At 72.4% G+C, this 15081-nt stretch carries 14 protein-coding genes; 1 reads left to right on the forward strand and 13 read right to left on the reverse strand.

The window, feature by feature from the left end:
• Positions 1–4: 4 nt before the first annotated feature.
• The 12 genes from der to WDZ95_RS00300 all read right to left on the reverse strand — a co-directional run bounded on the left by der (position 5) and on the right by WDZ95_RS00300 (position 12235).
• On the reverse strand, positions 5–1345 hold the full coding sequence (gene der, locus WDZ95_RS00245; protein WP_425775770.1) for a ribosome biogenesis GTPase Der: 1341 nt from the start codon (positions 1343–1345) through the stop codon (positions 5–7).
• A gap of 31 nt (positions 1346–1376) precedes the next feature.
• On the reverse strand, positions 1377–2498 hold the full coding sequence (gene bamB / locus WDZ95_RS00250) for an outer membrane protein assembly factor BamB (protein WP_166226801.1): 1122 nt from the start codon (positions 2496–2498) through the stop codon (positions 1377–1379).
• A complete protein-coding gene (locus tag WDZ95_RS00255) occupies positions 2495–3157 on the reverse strand; it encodes a YfgM family protein (RefSeq protein WP_166226802.1) in 663 nt (220 codons plus the stop codon). The genes bamB and WDZ95_RS00255 overlap by 4 nt, the downstream gene beginning before the upstream one ends.
• A 52-nt stretch (positions 3158–3209) precedes the next feature.
• Positions 3210–4505, reverse strand: a complete 1296-nt coding sequence (hisS, locus tag WDZ95_RS00260) for a histidine--tRNA ligase (RefSeq protein ID WP_425775771.1) — start codon at positions 4503–4505, stop codon at positions 3210–3212.
• 25 nt (positions 4506–4530) lie between these two features.
• Positions 4531–5796 (reverse strand): flavodoxin-dependent (E)-4-hydroxy-3-methylbut-2-enyl-diphosphate synthase, encoded by a 1266-nt coding sequence (gene ispG / locus WDZ95_RS00265; protein WP_166226804.1) that lies wholly within the window; start codon positions 5794–5796, stop codon positions 4531–4533.
• Between the two features lie 3 nt (positions 5797–5799).
• Positions 5800–6780, reverse strand: coding sequence for a helix-turn-helix domain-containing protein (locus WDZ95_RS00270; RefSeq protein WP_425775772.1), 981 nt, complete (start codon positions 6778–6780; stop codon positions 5800–5802).
• Entirely contained in the window at positions 6773–7615 is an 843-nt protein-coding gene (pilW, locus tag WDZ95_RS00275; RefSeq protein ID WP_425775773.1) for a type IV pilus biogenesis/stability protein PilW, read from the reverse strand. Before pilW ends, WDZ95_RS00270 begins: the two co-directional genes overlap by 8 nt.
• Positions 7612–8763, reverse strand: coding sequence for a 23S rRNA (adenine(2503)-C(2))-methyltransferase RlmN (gene rlmN, locus WDZ95_RS00280; protein ID WP_166226807.1), 1152 nt, complete (start codon positions 8761–8763; stop codon positions 7612–7614). The genes pilW and rlmN overlap by 4 nt, the downstream gene beginning before the upstream one ends.
• 7 nt (positions 8764–8770) lie before the next feature.
• On the reverse strand, positions 8771–9196 hold the full coding sequence (ndk, locus tag WDZ95_RS00285) for a nucleoside-diphosphate kinase (protein ID WP_166226808.1): 426 nt from the start codon (positions 9194–9196) through the stop codon (positions 8771–8773).
• A 92-nt stretch (positions 9197–9288) separates the two neighbouring features.
• Positions 9289–10449, reverse strand: coding sequence for a pseudouridine synthase (locus WDZ95_RS00290; protein WP_425775774.1), 1161 nt, complete (start codon positions 10447–10449; stop codon positions 9289–9291).
• The gene (gene scpB / locus WDZ95_RS00295) at positions 10415–11122 is read right to left on the reverse strand and encodes an SMC-Scp complex subunit ScpB (RefSeq protein WP_425775775.1); all 708 of its coding nucleotides are present in this window, start codon (positions 11120–11122) and stop codon (positions 10415–10417) included. The genes WDZ95_RS00290 and scpB overlap by 35 nt, the downstream gene beginning before the upstream one ends.
• A gap of 102 nt (positions 11123–11224) precedes the next feature.
• Positions 11225–12235 (reverse strand): RluA family pseudouridine synthase, encoded by a 1011-nt coding sequence (locus WDZ95_RS00300; RefSeq protein WP_425775776.1) that lies wholly within the window; start codon positions 12233–12235, stop codon positions 11225–11227.
• Between the two features lie 19 nt (positions 12236–12254).
• Here WDZ95_RS00300 and WDZ95_RS00305 point away from each other — a divergent pair, with 19 nt between their 5' ends.
• Complete coding sequence (locus WDZ95_RS00305; RefSeq protein WP_166226810.1) at positions 12255–13070, forward strand: outer membrane protein assembly factor BamD; 816 nt, start codon at positions 12255–12257, stop codon at positions 13068–13070.
• Here WDZ95_RS00305 and WDZ95_RS00310 read toward each other — a convergent pair.
• The gene (locus tag WDZ95_RS00310) at positions 13033–15072 is read right to left on the reverse strand and encodes an ATP-dependent DNA helicase (RefSeq protein WP_425775777.1); all 2040 of its coding nucleotides are present in this window, start codon (positions 15070–15072) and stop codon (positions 13033–13035) included. The genes WDZ95_RS00305 and WDZ95_RS00310 overlap by 38 nt on opposite strands.
• Between the last annotated feature and the right edge of the window lie 9 nt (positions 15073–15081).

A 15081-nucleotide genomic window follows, 5' to 3' on the forward strand; every position in this document is an offset into this window, starting at 1 on the left:
GTGATCACGTTTCCTTGAACGGGTTCTCGCTCGTCCGATACTCGATTCGCAGCGGCGTTCCCACGAGGTCGAAGGCCTTGCGGAAGCGCCCTTCGAGAAAGCGCGTGTAGGCGTCGGGCACGCGGTCGAGCGCATTGCCGTGGATCACGATCACCGGCGGGTTCATGCCGCCCTGGTGCGCATAGCGCATCTTGGGCCGGCCGCCACCGCTGCGCGGCGGGGCCTGGAAGGCCACCGATTCCTGCAGCAGCCGCGTGAGCAGCGGGGTGGACATCTTGCGCATGGCCGACGCGTGCGCCTGGGCGATGGACTTCCACACCGGCGCGAGGCCCTGGCGCTTGCGCGCCGAGATCAGGTGCAGCGAGGCGAACTTGAGGAAGGCCAGACGGGTTTCGATCTGGCGCTCGATCTGCTCGCGCTGGTACGCGTCGACCGCGTCCCACTTGTTGATGGCCAGCACCACGGCGCGGCCGCTTTCGAGGATGTAACCCGCGATGTGGGCATCCTGGTCGGTCACCCCCTGGGTCGCGTCGAGCAGCAGCAGCACCACGTGCGCGTTCTCGATCGCCTGCAGCGTCTTGACCACCGAGAACTTCTCGATTGCCTCGAACACCTTGCCCTTGCGGCGCAGGCCGGCGGTGTCGATGAGCTCGAACTTCTGGCCGTTGCGCTCGAAGGGCACCTTGATCGCGTCGCGCGTGGTGCCGGGCATGTCGAAGGCCACCAGGCGTTCTTCGCCGAGCCAGGCATTGATCAGCGTGGACTTGCCCACGTTGGGCCGGCCCGCCACCGCGAGCCGGATCACGCCGGGTTCGGCCTCGGGCTCGTCCTCGTCTTCGGGCGGCAGGCCGGGCACGCGCTCGAGCGCGATCTCGAGCATGGAGCGAACGCCCTGGCCATGCGCGGCCGACACGGGCAGCACCTCGCCCAGACCGAGTTCGAAGAACTCCACGGTCTGCGCGCCGCTGGTCATGCCTTCGGCCTTGTTGGCCACCAGCACGCAGGGCTTGCCCAGGCGGCGCAGGTAGTTCGCGATGTCGTGGTCCTGCGCGCTCAGGCCTGCGCGCGCGTCGACCACGAAAATGACGACGTCGCTTTCGGCCACGGCCTGGCGCGTCTGCTTGGCCATCTCGCGGTAGATGCTGCCCTCGCCCGCGTCGGGTTCGAAACCGCCGGTGTCGATGACGATGACCTCTCGCTTGCCCACGCGGCCGTTGCCGTAGTGGCGGTCGCGCGTGAGGCCGGCGAAGTCGGCCACGATGGCGTCGCGCGTGCCCGTGAGGCGGTTGAAGAGCGTGGACTTGCCGACGTTGGGGCGACCGACGAGGGCGATGACGGGTTTCACGTTGCGCGACTTTGCAAAAGGGCCGGGCCGCTCACTGCGGGCGCCAAGCGTAGAGACCGCCGCGGCTGGTGAGCACCACCAGCGCGTCGCCGGCCAGGGCGGGCTGGGACACGATGGCCGAGCCGTCGGTGCTCAGACGCGTCATCTCGCTGCCGTCTTCACGCGACAGCAGGTGCACCAGGCCGTTGCCGTCGCCCAGCGCGAACACGCGGCCCAGGGCCAGCGGGGCCGCGAGGCGGTGGTATTTGAGGTGTTCGTTGCGCCAGGCGGGCTCGCCGTCGCCGCGGCGCCAGGCGATCAGGGTGCCGTCGGACTCGCTGCCGAACAGCAGGCGGTCGTCGCCGTGCACGCCGCTCGTGCCCTGGGCGGCGCGGGTCCACACGGGCTGGCCACGCAACGTGTCCACACAGCCCACGGCGGCGCCGTAGGCGCGCACGCAGACCTCGTTGCCCAGGCGCCCCACGGGGGCCACGATGTCGATCAGGCGCTCGACCTCGTTGGTGCCGCGCGCGTTCGCCACGGGCACTTCCCAGCGCACGGCGCCGTTGTCGGGGTTCAGGCCCACGAGGCGGCCCGACACGCCAGCCACCAGGGTGTCGCCCACGGCGGCAAGCGCGGCCGGGCGGCTGAGCACCAGCGGGTCGGCGGTGCGGGTCTGGCCCCACAGGCGCGCGCCGTTGGCGGCGTCGTAGGCGGCCACGCTGCGGTCGGCGGTGAAGACGAACACGCGCCCGCCGGCCACCAGCGGCGGCGTGAACGAGCGCGCGGCCAGGCGCACGCGCCAGCGTTCCTTGCCATCGGCCAGGGCCACGAGCAGGTTCTCGCCGGTGATCACCGCGGCGGTCTGGCCGTCGCTGCCCACGCCGGCCGAGAGGCGGGTGCGCAGGTCCACGCGCCAGACGTCGGCGCCCGTGGCCGCATCGATCGCGGCGACCACACCGGCCGAGCCGGCGGCGAACACGCGGCCGCCCGCGGCGACGGGCACGAAGCCCACCCCGCCCTCGCCCACCTGCGCGGTCCAGATCTGTCGCGTGCCCATGAGGGCCGCAGGCGGCGCCAGGGGCGTGGGGTCGGGCTTCTTGGGGCCGGAGGAGCAGGCAGCCAGCAGGGCCACCGAGGCCATGCCCAGGGCAAGCAGGTGGCGCCGGATCATGAGCGCGCCTCCGGCTGTTCCACGCTCACGCCCAGGGCGGCGAGCTTGATGGCGACCAGGCGGCGCACCTCGCTGCGCGGCTCCAGGCCCTTCCAGGCGGCCTGGTACTGGGCCTTGGCCTCGTCGGTCTTGCCCTGCGACATGAGCACGTCGCCGCGTCGGTCGGCCAGCAGCGGCTCGAAGGCCGCGGGCGCAGGGGTCTGCAGCGCCTGCAGCGCGGCGTCGGCGCGGCCGGCTTCGAGCTCGACCGAGGCCAGGCGCAGCCGGGCCACGGCCTGCAGGCCGTCGTCCTGGGTGGTGTCAAGCACGCCTTGCAGCGCGGCACGCGCCTTGTCGTGCTGGCCGGCCTCGAACAGCACCTTGCCCGCGAGCAGACCGGCCTGTGCGGCGTAGGTGGTGCGGGCGAAACCGCTGCGCATGTCGGCCAGGCTGCGCTCGGTGCGCTCGAGGTCCTTGGCGAGCGCGGCGCGCTCGACCTCTTCGTAGAGCGCAGCGGCCTTGGCGCCCTGGTTGCGCTGGTACCAGTTCCAGCCGTTCCAGGCGGCGAAGCTGCCGAACACCACGATCAGCACCCAGCTGATGGCGTTGCCGTACTTGGCCCAGAAGTGCTTGAGCTGATCGAGCTGTTCCTGTTCTTCGAGGTCGAGGTGCTTGGCCATGTCGGGATGTGGTCGCGAAAGTGCTGGATTGTAGGTAGCGGCGCGAAACGCCTCAGTGCGCGCGCACGCGGGCGGCGATGGCCTGGGCGTCGGACAGGGGCATGGGCGCCTGCGAAGGCGCGGCGTCGCGCTCGCCGCGCAGGGGCTTGAGCGCCACCTGGCCCTGGGCCAGTTCGTCGGCGCCGAAGATCAGCGCCCAGCGCGCGCCGCTGGCGTCGGCTTTCTTGAACTGCGACTTCATGCTGCCCATGCCGTCGGGCCCGCCGGCGTGCATCTGCACGCGCGCGCCGGCCGCGCGCAGGGCGCGCAGCAGCGGCATCACGCGCGGCAGGTCGGCGGCGTCGGGCACCACGGCATAGGCGTCGGGCACGGGCGCATCGGGCAGGCGGCCCTGCTCTTTCAGGAGCTCGAGGATGCGCTCCATGCCGAGCGCCCAGCCCACGGCCGGCGTGGGCTTGCCGCCGATCTGCTCGAACAGGCCGTCGTAGCGGCCGCCCGCGCAGACCGTGCCCTGCGAGCCGAGCTGGGTGGTGACGAACTCGAAGACCGAGAGGTTGTAGTAGTCCATGCCGCGCACCAGGCGCGGGTTGACGCGGTAGGCGATGCCGTGCGCGTCGAGCAACGCCTTCAGGCGCTCGAAGTGGCCGAGCGATTCGGCGCCCAGGTGGTCCATGAGGCGCGGCGCGGCGTTCACCAGGGCCTGCATGGCGGGGTTCTTGGTGTCGAGGATGCGCAGCGGGTTGCTGTGCAGGCGGCGCCTGGCGTCTTCGTCGAGCTGGTCGGCGTGCGCTTCGAGGTAGGCGATCAGGGCCTGGCGGTGCGCCAGACGCTCGGCGGGCTGGCCCAGGCTGTTGATCTCGAGCTCGATGCCCGTGAGGCCGAGCTGTGCCCAGAGATCGCTCGCGAGCACGATGAGCTCGGCGTCCACGTCCGGCCCGGCGAAGCCCAGGGCCTCGGCGCCGAACTGGTGGAACTGGCGGTAGCGGCCGCGCTGCGGGCGCTCGTGGCGGAACATCGGGCCCATGTAGTAGAGGCGCTTGGGGCCTTCGTAGAGCATGTTGCTCTCGAGGGCCGCGCGCACCACGCCCGCGGTGTTCTCGGGGCGCAGCGTGAGGTGCTCGCCATTGAGCTTGTCTTCGAAGGAGTACATCTCCTTCTCGACGATGTCGGTGACCTCGCCGAGGCCGCGCACGAACAGCGCGGTCGGCTCGACGATGGGGGTGCGCAGGTTGCGATAGCCGTAGCGCGCCATGAGCGCGCGCAGCGTGTCCTCCAGCCACTCCCAGTGCGCCGACTGCGGCGGCGCGATGTCGTTCATGCCTTTGACGGCAACCAGTTTTTCAGCCATGTGCGGGACGGGATGGGAAAAGGGCTCAGGCGGGCGTGCCGAAGCGCTTCTCGATGTAGTTTTCGACGATGGTCTGGAACTCGCGTGCGATGCCTTCGCCGCGCAGCGTCATGGCCTTCTGGCCGTCGATGAACACGGGCGCGGCGGGCGCTTCGCCGGTGCCGGGCAGGCTGATGCCGATGTCGGCGTGCTTGCTTTCGCCCGGGCCATTGACGATGCAGCCCATGACCGCCACCTTCATGCCTTCGACGCCCGGGTAACGCTCACGCCACACGGGCATGGACGCGCGCAGGTAGTCGTCGATCTGCTTGGCGAGTTCCTGGAAAGTGGTGCTGGTGGTGCGGCCACAGCCCGGGCAGGCGGTGACGCTGGGCACGAAGCTGCGCAGACCCATGGCCTGCAGGATCTCCAGGCCCACCACCACCTCTTGCGTGCGCGCTTCGCCGGGCTGCGGCGTGAGCGAGATGCGGATGGTGTCGCCAATGCCCTGCTGCAGCAGCACCGACAGCGCCGCGGTGGAGGCCACCGCGCCCTTGGTGCCCATGCCGGCCTCGGTGAGGCCCAGGTGCAGCGGGTAGTCGCAGCGTTGCGCGAGCGCCTGGTACACGGCGATCAGGTCCTGCACCGCGCTGACCTTGCACGACAGCACGATGTTCTCGCCCGGCAGGCCGATGGCCTCGGCCTTCTTCGCGGATTCGATCGCCGAGGTGATGAGCGCCTCGTACATCACCTGCTTGGCGTCCCAGGGCGTGGCGCGCGCGGCGTTCTCGTCCATCAGGCGGGCCAGCAGATCCTGGTCGAGGCTGCCCCAGTTCACGCCGATGCGCACGTGCTTGCCCAGGCGTGCGGCGATCTCGACCATCTGCGAGAACTGGCGGTCGCCCTTGTCGCCGCGGCCCACGTTGCCGGGGTTGATGCGGTACTTGGACAGCGCCTCGGCACAGGCCGGGTGGTCGGTGAGCAGGCGGTGGCCGTTGTAGTGGAAGTCGCCGATCAGGGGCACCGCGATGCCCATGCGGTCGAGTTGCTCGCGGATGTGCGGCACGGCCCGGGCGGCTTCGTCGTTGTTGACCGTGATGCGCACGAGCTCCGAGCCGGCCTGCGCGAGTTCCTTCACCTGGATCGCGGTGGCGATCGCGTCGGCGGTGTCGGTGTTGGTCATGGACTGCACGCGCACCGGCGCGTCACCGCCCACGGTGACGGCGTGGCTGCCCCAGCGCACCACGCCCTGGCGCGTGCGCCGCCGGGGCACTTCGGGCAGGGGAATGGGCTGGGGCTCAGGGCTGCTCATGGGTCACTTCGCTTCGAATCGGGCCACGTTGTTGCGCGCGATGGTCGCGGCGTTGAAGGACCGGCCGCGCAGGGTCACCTCCACGCCGCCCGCGTTGCCGACCACCACCGCGTACGGCGGCGCGGCCGAGAACTCCACGCGCTCGCCGGCCTGCAGCAGGCGCTGCAGCACGACGGTGCCGGTGCCGTTCGTGACCTCGACCCAGGACGCCTGGCTGGCAGCCAGACCCAGCACCGCGCCTTCGGGCGGCCGGGCGCCGGCCTCCGCGGCCGGGGTCGCGGGGCTGGCTGGCGCGGTCGCGGCGGCGGGGGCAGCGGGTGTAGGGGGTGTGGCGGGGGCTTCGGTGGCGGGCGTGACGGGGGTGCCTGGCGCAGCGGGTGCAGCCGGTGCGGCGCCCGCACCCGGTGCAGCGCCCGCGTCGGCGGCTGCCGGGGCGGACGCACCGCCCTCGCCCGCTTCGGGCGTGCCGGGCTGGAACAGCGGCGCCGCGGGCGGCGCCATGGGCACGGCCGCGGGCGCGGCGGGGGTGGCCGCTTCTTCGGCGGGGCCGCTGCCCATGCGCGGCAGGAACACGATCACGAGCGCGGCCAGCAGCAGCACGATGGCGACCAGCAGCGCCGGCCGCGAGAGCCAGCTCAGCGCGCCCGCGGGCGGGGCGTCGCTGGCGCCCTTGAAGGGCGCATTGATCGGCCGGCTGGCGTCGCCGAGCACCGGCGCCTGGTTGAGCGGAATCTGCTCGAGCACCGGGCCCGGGTCGATCTTGAGGTGGCGGCTGGCGCTGGACGCGAGCGCGCGCGCGAAGGTGAGGTCGGGCAGTTCGCCGTAGCGCCCGGCTTCGAGCGCCTCGAGCTTGCGCACCGGCACCTTGAGGGCCGCGGCCAGCGCGGCGATGTGCAGGCCCGCGGCTTCGCGCGCTTCGCGCAGGCGCACGGGGCGTTCCGGCACCTGCGGCTGCAGGCCGCCGTCGATCACCGGTTCAGTCATTGAAAGCTCCGCGCTGGTACGCGGCCCATTGGGGCGATTCGGGGAAGCGCCGGCCGAGCTGCTGGGCAAGCTGGGCCACGACCACGTCGTTGCCCAGCCGGCGTTCCACGCGGATGCCCAGCCACAGCGTTTCGGCGTTGGCCAGCTCGGAGTTGTTGACGCGGCGGATGATGAACTGCGCGGCCTGGCTGTCGCCGCGGCGGTGCTTGAGGCTCGCGAGGTTGTAGGCGGCGATGGGATTGCCCGGATCGAACTCGTAGGCGCGCGCGAGCGCGGCTTCGGCCTCGGGCAGCTTGCCTGCGCGCAGCAGGCACACGCCCTGCAGCAGCAGCGTGCGCGGGCGGTTCTTGTAGGTGGGGCTTTCGAGCGCCTGCTGGAACAGGCGGTCGGCCTGCTCGTAGCGCGCCTTCTCGCAGGCGAACAGGCCGTAGGCGTGCTGCGCCTCGGCGTCGCGCGGGTTGATCTGCAGCGCGCGGCGGAAGCTCTCCTCGGCCAGCGCGTCGTCCTGCAGCCGCATGTAGACCAGGCCGCGCAGGATGTAGGCCGGGCCGAAGTTGGCGTCGGCCGCGAGCGCGAGCTTGATCTCGTCGAGCGCCACCGTGGTCTGGCCCTGGTCGAAGTAGTTGGCCGCGAGCTCGTAGCGCAGTCGCGCCCGGCGCACCGACTGCGGCTCGTCGGACGCGGTCATGGGCTCGACCCCGGGCGTGGGCGTGGACGACACGCGCGGCGCCTGCGACGCACAACCGGCCAGCACCACCAGCGCCAGTGCCACGGACAGCAGCCACAGCAGGGGACGGGAACGGGACGGGAGCGGTCGGAACGCTGGTTGTGTCATGCCTGCCTTTCTTTCTCGGGGGTCACGAAGCGGATCGGTTGTTCGGTGGTGCGGCGTTGCGCCATGCGGCGCGCGGCGTTGGTGCGGTCGAGCACGTCGCCCGCGAGCTGGCCGCAGGCGGCGTCGATGTCGTCGCCGCGCGTCTTGCGGATGGTGGTGACGATGCCGCCGGCGTTGAGCAATTGCCCGAAGCGCTGCACCACCGCGCGCGGCGAGCAGCGCAGGCCCGAATCGGGGAAGGGGTTGAAGGGGATGAGGTTGAGCTTGCAGGGCACGCCGCGGCCCGCGTGCCCGCGCAGCAGCTCGAGCAGCGCCTGGGCGTGTTCGGGCTGGTCGTTCACGCCGTCGAGCATGCAGTACTCGAAGGTGATGAAGTCGCGCGGCGCGGCCGGCAGGTAGCGCAGGCAGGCGTCGAGCAGTTCGGCGATCGGGTACTTGCGGTTGAGCGGCACCAGGTCGTCGCGCAGCGCATCGGTGGGCGCGTGCAGCGACACGGCCAGCGCCACCGGGCATTCCTGCGCGAGGCGGTCCATCATGGGCACCACGCCCGAGGTGGACACGGTCACGCGGCGGCGCGACAGGCCGTAGCCGTGGTCGTCGAGCATGACCTTGAGCGCGGGAATCAGCGCGTGGATGTTCTGCAGCGGCTCGCCCATGCCCATCATGACCACGTTGGTGATCACACGTTCCCCGGGCCGGTTCAGGTGCTGGCGCAGGAAGAACTCGGCCTGCCAGAGCTGGGCCAGGATCTCGCCCGTGGTGAGGTTGCGCGAAAAGCCCTGGTGACCGGTGGAACAGAAGCGGCAGCCCACGGCGCAGCCCGCCTGCGAGGACACGCACAGCGTGCCGCGGTCGTCTTCGGGGATGAACACGGTCTCGACGGCATTGCCGCCGCCGACGTCGAACAGCCACTTGATGGTGCCGTCGGCCGAGTCCTGGCGCGAGAGCACGGGCAGACCGGTGATGTGCGCTGCGCCGGGCAGCTTCTCGCGCAGGCTGCGCGCGAGGTCGGTCATGAGCGAGAAGTCGGACGCACCCTTCTGGTGGATCCAGCGAAACAGCTGGGTGGCGCGGAAGCGCTTTTCGCCCAGCTGTTCGCAGAAGGCGGCCAGCCCCTCGAGGTCGAAGTCGAGCAGGTTGACCGTCATGACATGATCAACGCGAGTAGACGTTCATGCCGGGGAAGAAGAACGCCACTTCCACGGCGGCGGTCTCGGGCGCGTCAGAGCCGTGCACCGCGTTGGCGTCGATGCTGTCGGCGAAGTCGGCGCGGATGGTGCCCGGGGCGGCCTTCTTGGGGTCGGTGGCGCCCATCAGATCGCGGTTCTTGAGGATGGCGCCTTCGCCTTCGAGCACCTGGATCATCACGGGGCCGCTGATCATGAAGTCGACCAGGTCCTTGAAGAAGGGACGCGCGCTGTGCACGGCATAGAACTGCTCGGCTTCGCGGCGCGAGAGGTGGGCCATCTTGGCAGCCACGACCTTCAGGCCGGCGGCCTCGAAGCGGGCGTAGATCTGGCCGATCACGTTCTTGGCGACGGCGTCGGGTTTGATGATCGAAAGGGTGCGTTCGATGGCCATGGAAGTCCTGAAGTTATGAGAAAAAAGGCCCAGGCGCTGGCGCGCCCGAAAAGCCCACGATTCTACATGGCGGAAGCGTCGTCCAAATGGCTTCAGCCACGTGGCCCGCTGCGGCCACGGCCCTTGGGCGCGCCCGTGGCATTGGCCTGGCGGCGCTGGCGCTGCACGGCGTCCTGGCCGATGTAGCCCTGGCTGGTCTTCATCGGGTCGGGCTCGCCGCGCGGCGGGCCGCTGCGGCGGGCCCGCGAGGGCGGCGCCGGCGGCAGCTTGGGACCGGGACCGTACTTGCGGCGCGCCGTGGCGGGCGCAGCGGGGGCTGGCGCGCGCACCGGCCGCGGGGCTGCCATGCCCGCGGCCTGGCCCAGGCGCTGCACGTCGCGCTCGCCAAGCTCGACCCAGTCGCCGCGGCGCAGCCCGCGCGGCAGCACCACGGCGCCGTAGCGGATGCGGATGAGGCGGCTCACGGCGTGGCCCACGGCCTCGAACATGCGGCGCACCTCGCGGTTGCGGCCTTCGCCGATGGTCACGCGGTACCAGCAGTTCGCGCCCTCGCCGCCGCCATCGTCGATGGACTGGAACTGCGCCATGCCGTCGTCGAGGTTCACGCCGTCGAGCAGGCGCTGCTTCTCTTCGTTCGACAACGCACCCAGCACGCGCACCGCGTATTCGCGCTGCAGCCCGAAGCGCGGGTGCATGAGCTTGTTGGCCAGCTCACCGGCATTGGTGAACAGCAGCAGGCCCTCGGTGTTGAGGTCGAGCCGTCCCACCGACTGCCATTTGCCCTGGTGCAGGCGCGGCAGGCGGCGGAACACCGTGGGCCGGTTCTGCGGGTCGTCGTGCGTGACGACCTCGCCCGCGGGCTTGTGGTAGGCCAGCACGCGCGGCGGCGGCGCCTGCAGGCGCAGGCGCACCGGCTTGCCGTTGACGCGCACGATGTCGCCCTGGCGGATGCGCTGGCCCACGTGGGCCGGCTCGCCGTTGACGGACACACGCCCCTGCTCGATGAGCGATTCCATTTCGAGGCGCGAGCCCAGGCCGGCCTGGGCCAGCACCTTGTGCAGCTTGGGCGAATCGGCCTCGGGCTGCAGCACGCGGCGCGCAGGGCCTGCCGCGGCGGGGGGCTCGGCGTCGGGGGTCTGGGCGTCGTCGAAGGCCCCGCTGACGACCTCGTCGAAGCTCAGTGCGTCGGCCGCGGCCTCGGGGGGCGGGGCGCGGCGCTCAGGCCGGGGTTTGGGGGGAGCCGGCTGGGTCATGGTCGTTCTCGGTGGGGGATTCGGAAGGGGCGGCGGCTTCGGACGCCGCGTCGGGTACCACGTCGGGCGTCGCATCGGGCGCGAGCGGCTCGTCGGCGTAATCGGGCAGCGGCGCCGCGAGGTTGCCGAAGTCGAGCGAACCGAGCGCCGACTCCTGCACCTCGCTGGCCTCGAGCGGCGGCAACTGGTCGAGCGAGGCCAGGCCGAGGTCGTCGAGGAACTGCCTGGTGGTGGCAAAGAGCGCGGGCCGGCCCACGGTTTCGCGGTGGCCGATGACCTCGATCCAGCCGCGGTCTTCGAGCTGCTTGAGGATCATCGAGTTGATCGTGACGCCGCGGATGTCTTCCATGTCGCCGCGCGTGACGGGCTGGCGGTAGGCGATGATGGCCAGGGTCTCCATGGCCGCGCGCGAGTAGCGGGGCGGCTTCTCGGGGTGCAGCCGGTCGAGGTAATGGCGCATCTCGGGGCGGCTCTGGAAGCGCCAGCCCGTGGCCACCTGCACCAGTTCCACGCCTCGGCCGCTCCATTCGAGCTGCAGGTCGGTCAGCAGGGACTTGAGCGTGTCGGCCGAGAGCTCGCCGTCGAACAGCACCGACAGTTCGCGCAGCGTCATGGGCTGCGTGGCGCAGATCAGTGCCGTCTCGAGGACGCGCTGGGCATCCGTGGTGTTCATCGTTCGGTCGCGCGGGCCGCGCGCATGGGCTGGGAGGGTGGGCGCCGTGGCCCGCGGGGCTGGCGGCAGGCGGGCCCGCGAGGGGCGCCGCCGGGGCAACGGTCAGGCGATCGGGCCACTGCCGGCAGGCGGCGGATTGTACCGGAGCCCCCCTTGCGCAAGGGCCTCGCGCAGGTCGGCGGGCGGGTCGCGCCAGAAGCGCAGTCCGGCGCCGGTGATGGGGTGCTGCAGGCCCAGGAAGGCCGCGTGCAGTCCCTGGCGCTCGAGGCCCCAGGCCGGGCGGCCGCCGTACACGGCGTCGCCCACCAGGGGCTGCCCGAGCGAGGCCAGGTGCACCCGGATCTGGTGGGTGCGGCCGGTGTGCAGCTTGCAGGCCACGAGCGTGGCCTGGGCATTGCCGTCGAGGCGGTGCAGGTCGGTGCGCGCGGCTTTGCCCGCGCCCTCGCCCACCAGCGCCATGCGCAGGCGGTTGTGCGGGTCGCGGCCGATGAAGCCTTCGAGCGTGCGCGAATCGGGGCCGCGCCAGGCGCCGTGCGCCAGCGCGAGGTACTGGCGGTTCACCTCACGCGCCGCGATCGCGCGCACCAGCGCGTCCATGGCCGGGCGCGACTTGGCCACCAGCATCAGGCCCGAGGTGTCCTTGTCGAGCCGGTGCACGATGCCGGCGCGCGGCAGCGTGGCCGCGGCCTCGTGGTGCGCGAGCAGGCCGTTGAGCAGCGTGCCTGACCAGTGGCCGGCGGCCGGGTGCACCACCAGGCCCGCGGGCTTGTCGATCACCATCAGGTGCTCGTCCTCGAAGCACACGGCCAGCGCCATCGGTTGGGCCACGAAGGCCCGCGCCTGCGCCGTGGGGCGCAGCGCGACCTCGATGGCGTCGCCCACGGCCACCTTGGCCGAGGCCTTGGCGCAGGCCTGGCCGCGCCAGCGCACGCCGCCCTCGGCCAGCACCTGCTGCAGGTAGGAGCGCGAGAACTCGGGCACCAGCTGCGCGAGCGCACGGTCGATGCGCCAGCCGTGCAGCCCGGCCGGCACCGTGCAGTGGCGCAACTCGGCCTGGTCCTCGAGCGCGTCGGCCGCCTCGACCCCCACCGATATACTGTCCGTCTCCGCCAACGTGTCCTGTTCCAGAGGTATGCCCTTGAAGTTGCGCCGTCGATTATCGGCCCCGGCCCTGGCCGCTCTTGCGCTGGCCGCGCTCCTGCAAGGCTGCGGCAGCACCAAGCCGGTCGACGAGACCGCCGGCTGGAGCCCCAACCGCCTCTACAGCGAAGCGATCGACGAGCGCAATGCCGGCAATTTCGAGCGCGCCGTGACACTCTTCGAGCGCCTCGAAGGCCGCGCCGCCGGCACGCCGCTGGCCCAGCAGGCCCAGCTCGACAAAGCCTACACCCACTACAAGGGCGACGAACCCGCCAAGGCGCAGGCGGCGATCGACCGCTTCATGCGCCTGCACCCGGCCAGCCCGGCGCTCGACTACGCGCTCTACCTCAAGGGCCTGGTCAACTTCAACGACAACCTCGGCCTGTTCGGCTCGCTCGCGCGCCAGGATCTGTCCGAGCGCGACCAGAAGGCCGCCAAGGAATCGTTCGACGCCTTCCGCGAACTGGTGACGCGCTTCCCCGACTCGCGCTATGCGCCCGATGCGCGTGCGCGCATGACCTACGTGGTGAACTCGCTCGCGCAGTACGAGGTGCACGTGGCGCGCTACTACTACAGCCGCGGCGCCTACCTCGCGGCCATCAACCGTTCGCAGGCCGCCCTCACCGACTACGTGGACGCACCGGCCCTCGAAGAAGCGCTGTTCATCATGGTGCAGTCGTACGACGCCCTGGGCATGACCCAGCTGCGCGACGACACCGCGCGCGTCATGCGTGCGAGCTACCCCAACAGCGAGTACCTCGCCAAGGGTTTCAAGCGCCGCGATGGGGCGTGGTGGAAGCTCTGGTGAGCGCGAGCGCGTCGAGCCAGTCCGCCACCTCCCCCTCGTTCTCCAGCCAGCGCCAGTCCGCCAGCGCCGCCGACAGGCGCAGCGCGTAGGCGCGCTTGCGCAGGCGCACGTCACCCACCACGAACAGGCCGCGGTCCTCGGGTGAGCGGATGAGCCGGCCCGCGGCCTGGCGCAACGCCATCGCGGCATCGGCGAGCTGAACCGTCTCGAAGGCATCGGCACCCGCCTCGCGCGCGCGCGCCAGCCGCCGCTGCACCCAGGGGTCGTCGGGCGGGGCGAAGGGCAGCTTGTCGACCACCACCAGCTTCAGGCCGTTGTCGGGCACGTCCAGGCCGCGCCAGAAGGCCCCGCTGGCCACCACCACGGTGGGCGTGCGCGGGTCGTCGCGGCGCAGCGCGTCCCAGGCCGCGCGGCCGCCCTCGCCCACGGCCCGCAGCACGCGCCAGTGCGGCGGCAGCTCGGCCGCCAGGGCCTGCGCGATGCGCTCGGCCGCGCGCCGCGTGGTGCACAGCACCAGCGCCCGCCCACCCAGGCGCACGGCCCAGCGCGCCACCTGCCGCGCCAGGGCCTCCGCGTGCGCCGGATCGGCCGGCTCGGGCAGCTCGGGCGGTACGTGCCAGGCGGCGCCTGTGCGCGGCCCTTCGGGCGCCACGTGCAGCGCCCGCAGGCCGGTCAGCGAGTGCAGGCCCAGCGCATCGCGGTGCCAGCGCAGGCCGGGCTCGTCGCCCAGCGTGGCCGAGGTGTGCACCACGGCGCGCACGCCCGCGTTCGCGCCGGTGGCGAGCTCGCGGGCCTGGTCCTCGTCGGCCTCGGGCCCGGGCCGCACCAGGGTCCAGTGCTGCGGGTCCTGCCAATCGAGCCAGGCGCTGGGGCCGGTCTCGCCGCCCGCGGGGGCGAGCAGGCCCTGCAGCACCCGGGCGATCGCCACCGCGCGCTCGCTCAGCGCACCCAGGCGGGCGTCGCTGCCCTGCGCCGCCTGCAGGGCGCGGTGGGCCTGCTGCAGCGCCAGGCCGAGCTCACGCGCGGCCTCTCCCCCCGCAGCGCCCGCGCCCTCGGCCGCCAGCGGCCAGGCCTGCAGGCCTTCGCGCGGCGCGGCCACCTGCAGCGCGCGCGACAGGCTGCGCCACGCGCGATCGCCCTGCAAGGCCAGCCCGGCCCAGGGCGCGCTGCCGCGCGCCGGCCCCTGCGCGAGTTCGGCAAGGTCGGACCAGAAACGTGCCACGGCCCAGGCCTCGGCGCGCTGCGTGTGCCAGTGGCGCGCGAGCTCGTGCAGGGCGTGCGCCTCGTCGAACACCAGCACCGGGTGGCGCGGCACGCCCGCGCTGCGCCCCTGGCGGCGCGCCCGCAGCTCGCTCAGCCACACGTGGTGGTTGATCACCACCACATCGGCCTCGGCCGCGCGCCGGCGCGCCCGCTCGACGTGGCAGTCGGCCCAGCGCGGGCAGGCCTGGCGCAGGCAGTTCTCGCTCGTGGACACCAGGGCCGCGCGCAGGGAAGGGTCGGCCGCCGCGCCGGGCCATTCGTCGAGGTCGCCTTCGGCCGACGCGCCGGCCCAGGCCAGCCCCTCGCGCAGGCGCGCGTGGCGCTCCCACTCGCCCGGCCGGGGGCCGCGCTGCACCGCCTCGCCCAGGCGCTGCAGGCAGGCGTAGCGGCCGCGCCCCTTGAGCACGGCCACGCGCAGCGGCCGCGCCAGCGCCTGCGCCAGCCGCGGCAGGTCGCGCGTGGCGAGCTGGTGCTGCAGCACGTGGGTGCTGGTGGCCACCACCACACGCCCGCCCCACAGCAGCAGCGGCAGCAGGTAGGCCAGGGTCTTGCCGGAGCCGGTGGGCAGTTGCGCGAGCAGCGTGCCGCCCTGTTCGAGCACCGCGGCCACCGCCTCGGCCATGCGTGCCTGCGGCGCCTGCACGCGCCAATGCGGCCAGGCGGCGGCCAGCGGGCCATCGGCACACAGGGCGGCGCGCAGGCGCTCGTGCAGCGGGAGCAGGTCGGTGGTTTCGGGCACAGGTGGGGC

The sequence above is a fragment of the Hydrogenophaga sp. T2 genome (assembly GCF_049843535.1).
Taxonomy (GTDB): domain Bacteria; phylum Pseudomonadota; class Gammaproteobacteria; order Burkholderiales; family Burkholderiaceae_C; genus Hydrogenophaga; species Hydrogenophaga crocea.

What these genes read in the sequence shown, in the direction of transcription:
- pilW (WP_425775773.1), bottom strand. Translation starts at nt 7,615, where the DNA reads ATGACACAACCAGCGTTCCGACCGCTCCCGTCCCGTTCCCGTCCCCTG.
- ndk (WP_166226808.1), bottom strand. Translation starts at nt 9,196, where the DNA reads ATGGCCATCGAACGCACCCTTTCGATCATCAAACCCGACGCCGTCGCC.
- WDZ95_RS00270 (WP_425775772.1), bottom strand. Translation starts at nt 6,780, where the DNA reads ATGACTGAACCGGTGATCGACGGCGGCCTGCAGCCGCAGGTGCCGGAA.
- WDZ95_RS00255 (WP_166226802.1), bottom strand. Translation starts at nt 3,157, where the DNA reads ATGGCCAAGCACCTCGACCTCGAAGAACAGGAACAGCTCGATCAGCTC.
- ispG (WP_166226804.1), bottom strand. Translation starts at nt 5,796, where the DNA reads ATGAGCAGCCCTGAGCCCCAGCCCATTCCCCTGCCCGAAGTGCCCCGG.
- WDZ95_RS00290 (WP_425775774.1), bottom strand. Translation starts at nt 10,449, where the DNA reads ATGACCCAGCCGGCTCCCCCCAAACCCCGGCCTGAGCGCCGCGCCCCG.
- rlmN (WP_166226807.1), bottom strand. Translation starts at nt 8,763, where the DNA reads ATGACGGTCAACCTGCTCGACTTCGACCTCGAGGGGCTGGCCGCCTTC.
- bamB (WP_166226801.1), bottom strand. Translation starts at nt 2,498, where the DNA reads ATGATCCGGCGCCACCTGCTTGCCCTGGGCATGGCCTCGGTGGCCCTG.
- hisS (WP_425775771.1), bottom strand. Translation starts at nt 4,505, where the DNA reads ATGGCTGAAAAACTGGTTGCCGTCAAAGGCATGAACGACATCGCGCCG.
- scpB (WP_425775775.1), bottom strand. Translation starts at nt 11,122, where the DNA reads ATGAACACCACGGATGCCCAGCGCGTCCTCGAGACGGCACTGATCTGC.
- WDZ95_RS00305 (WP_166226810.1), top strand. Translation starts at nt 12,255, where the DNA reads ATGCCCTTGAAGTTGCGCCGTCGATTATCGGCCCCGGCCCTGGCCGCT.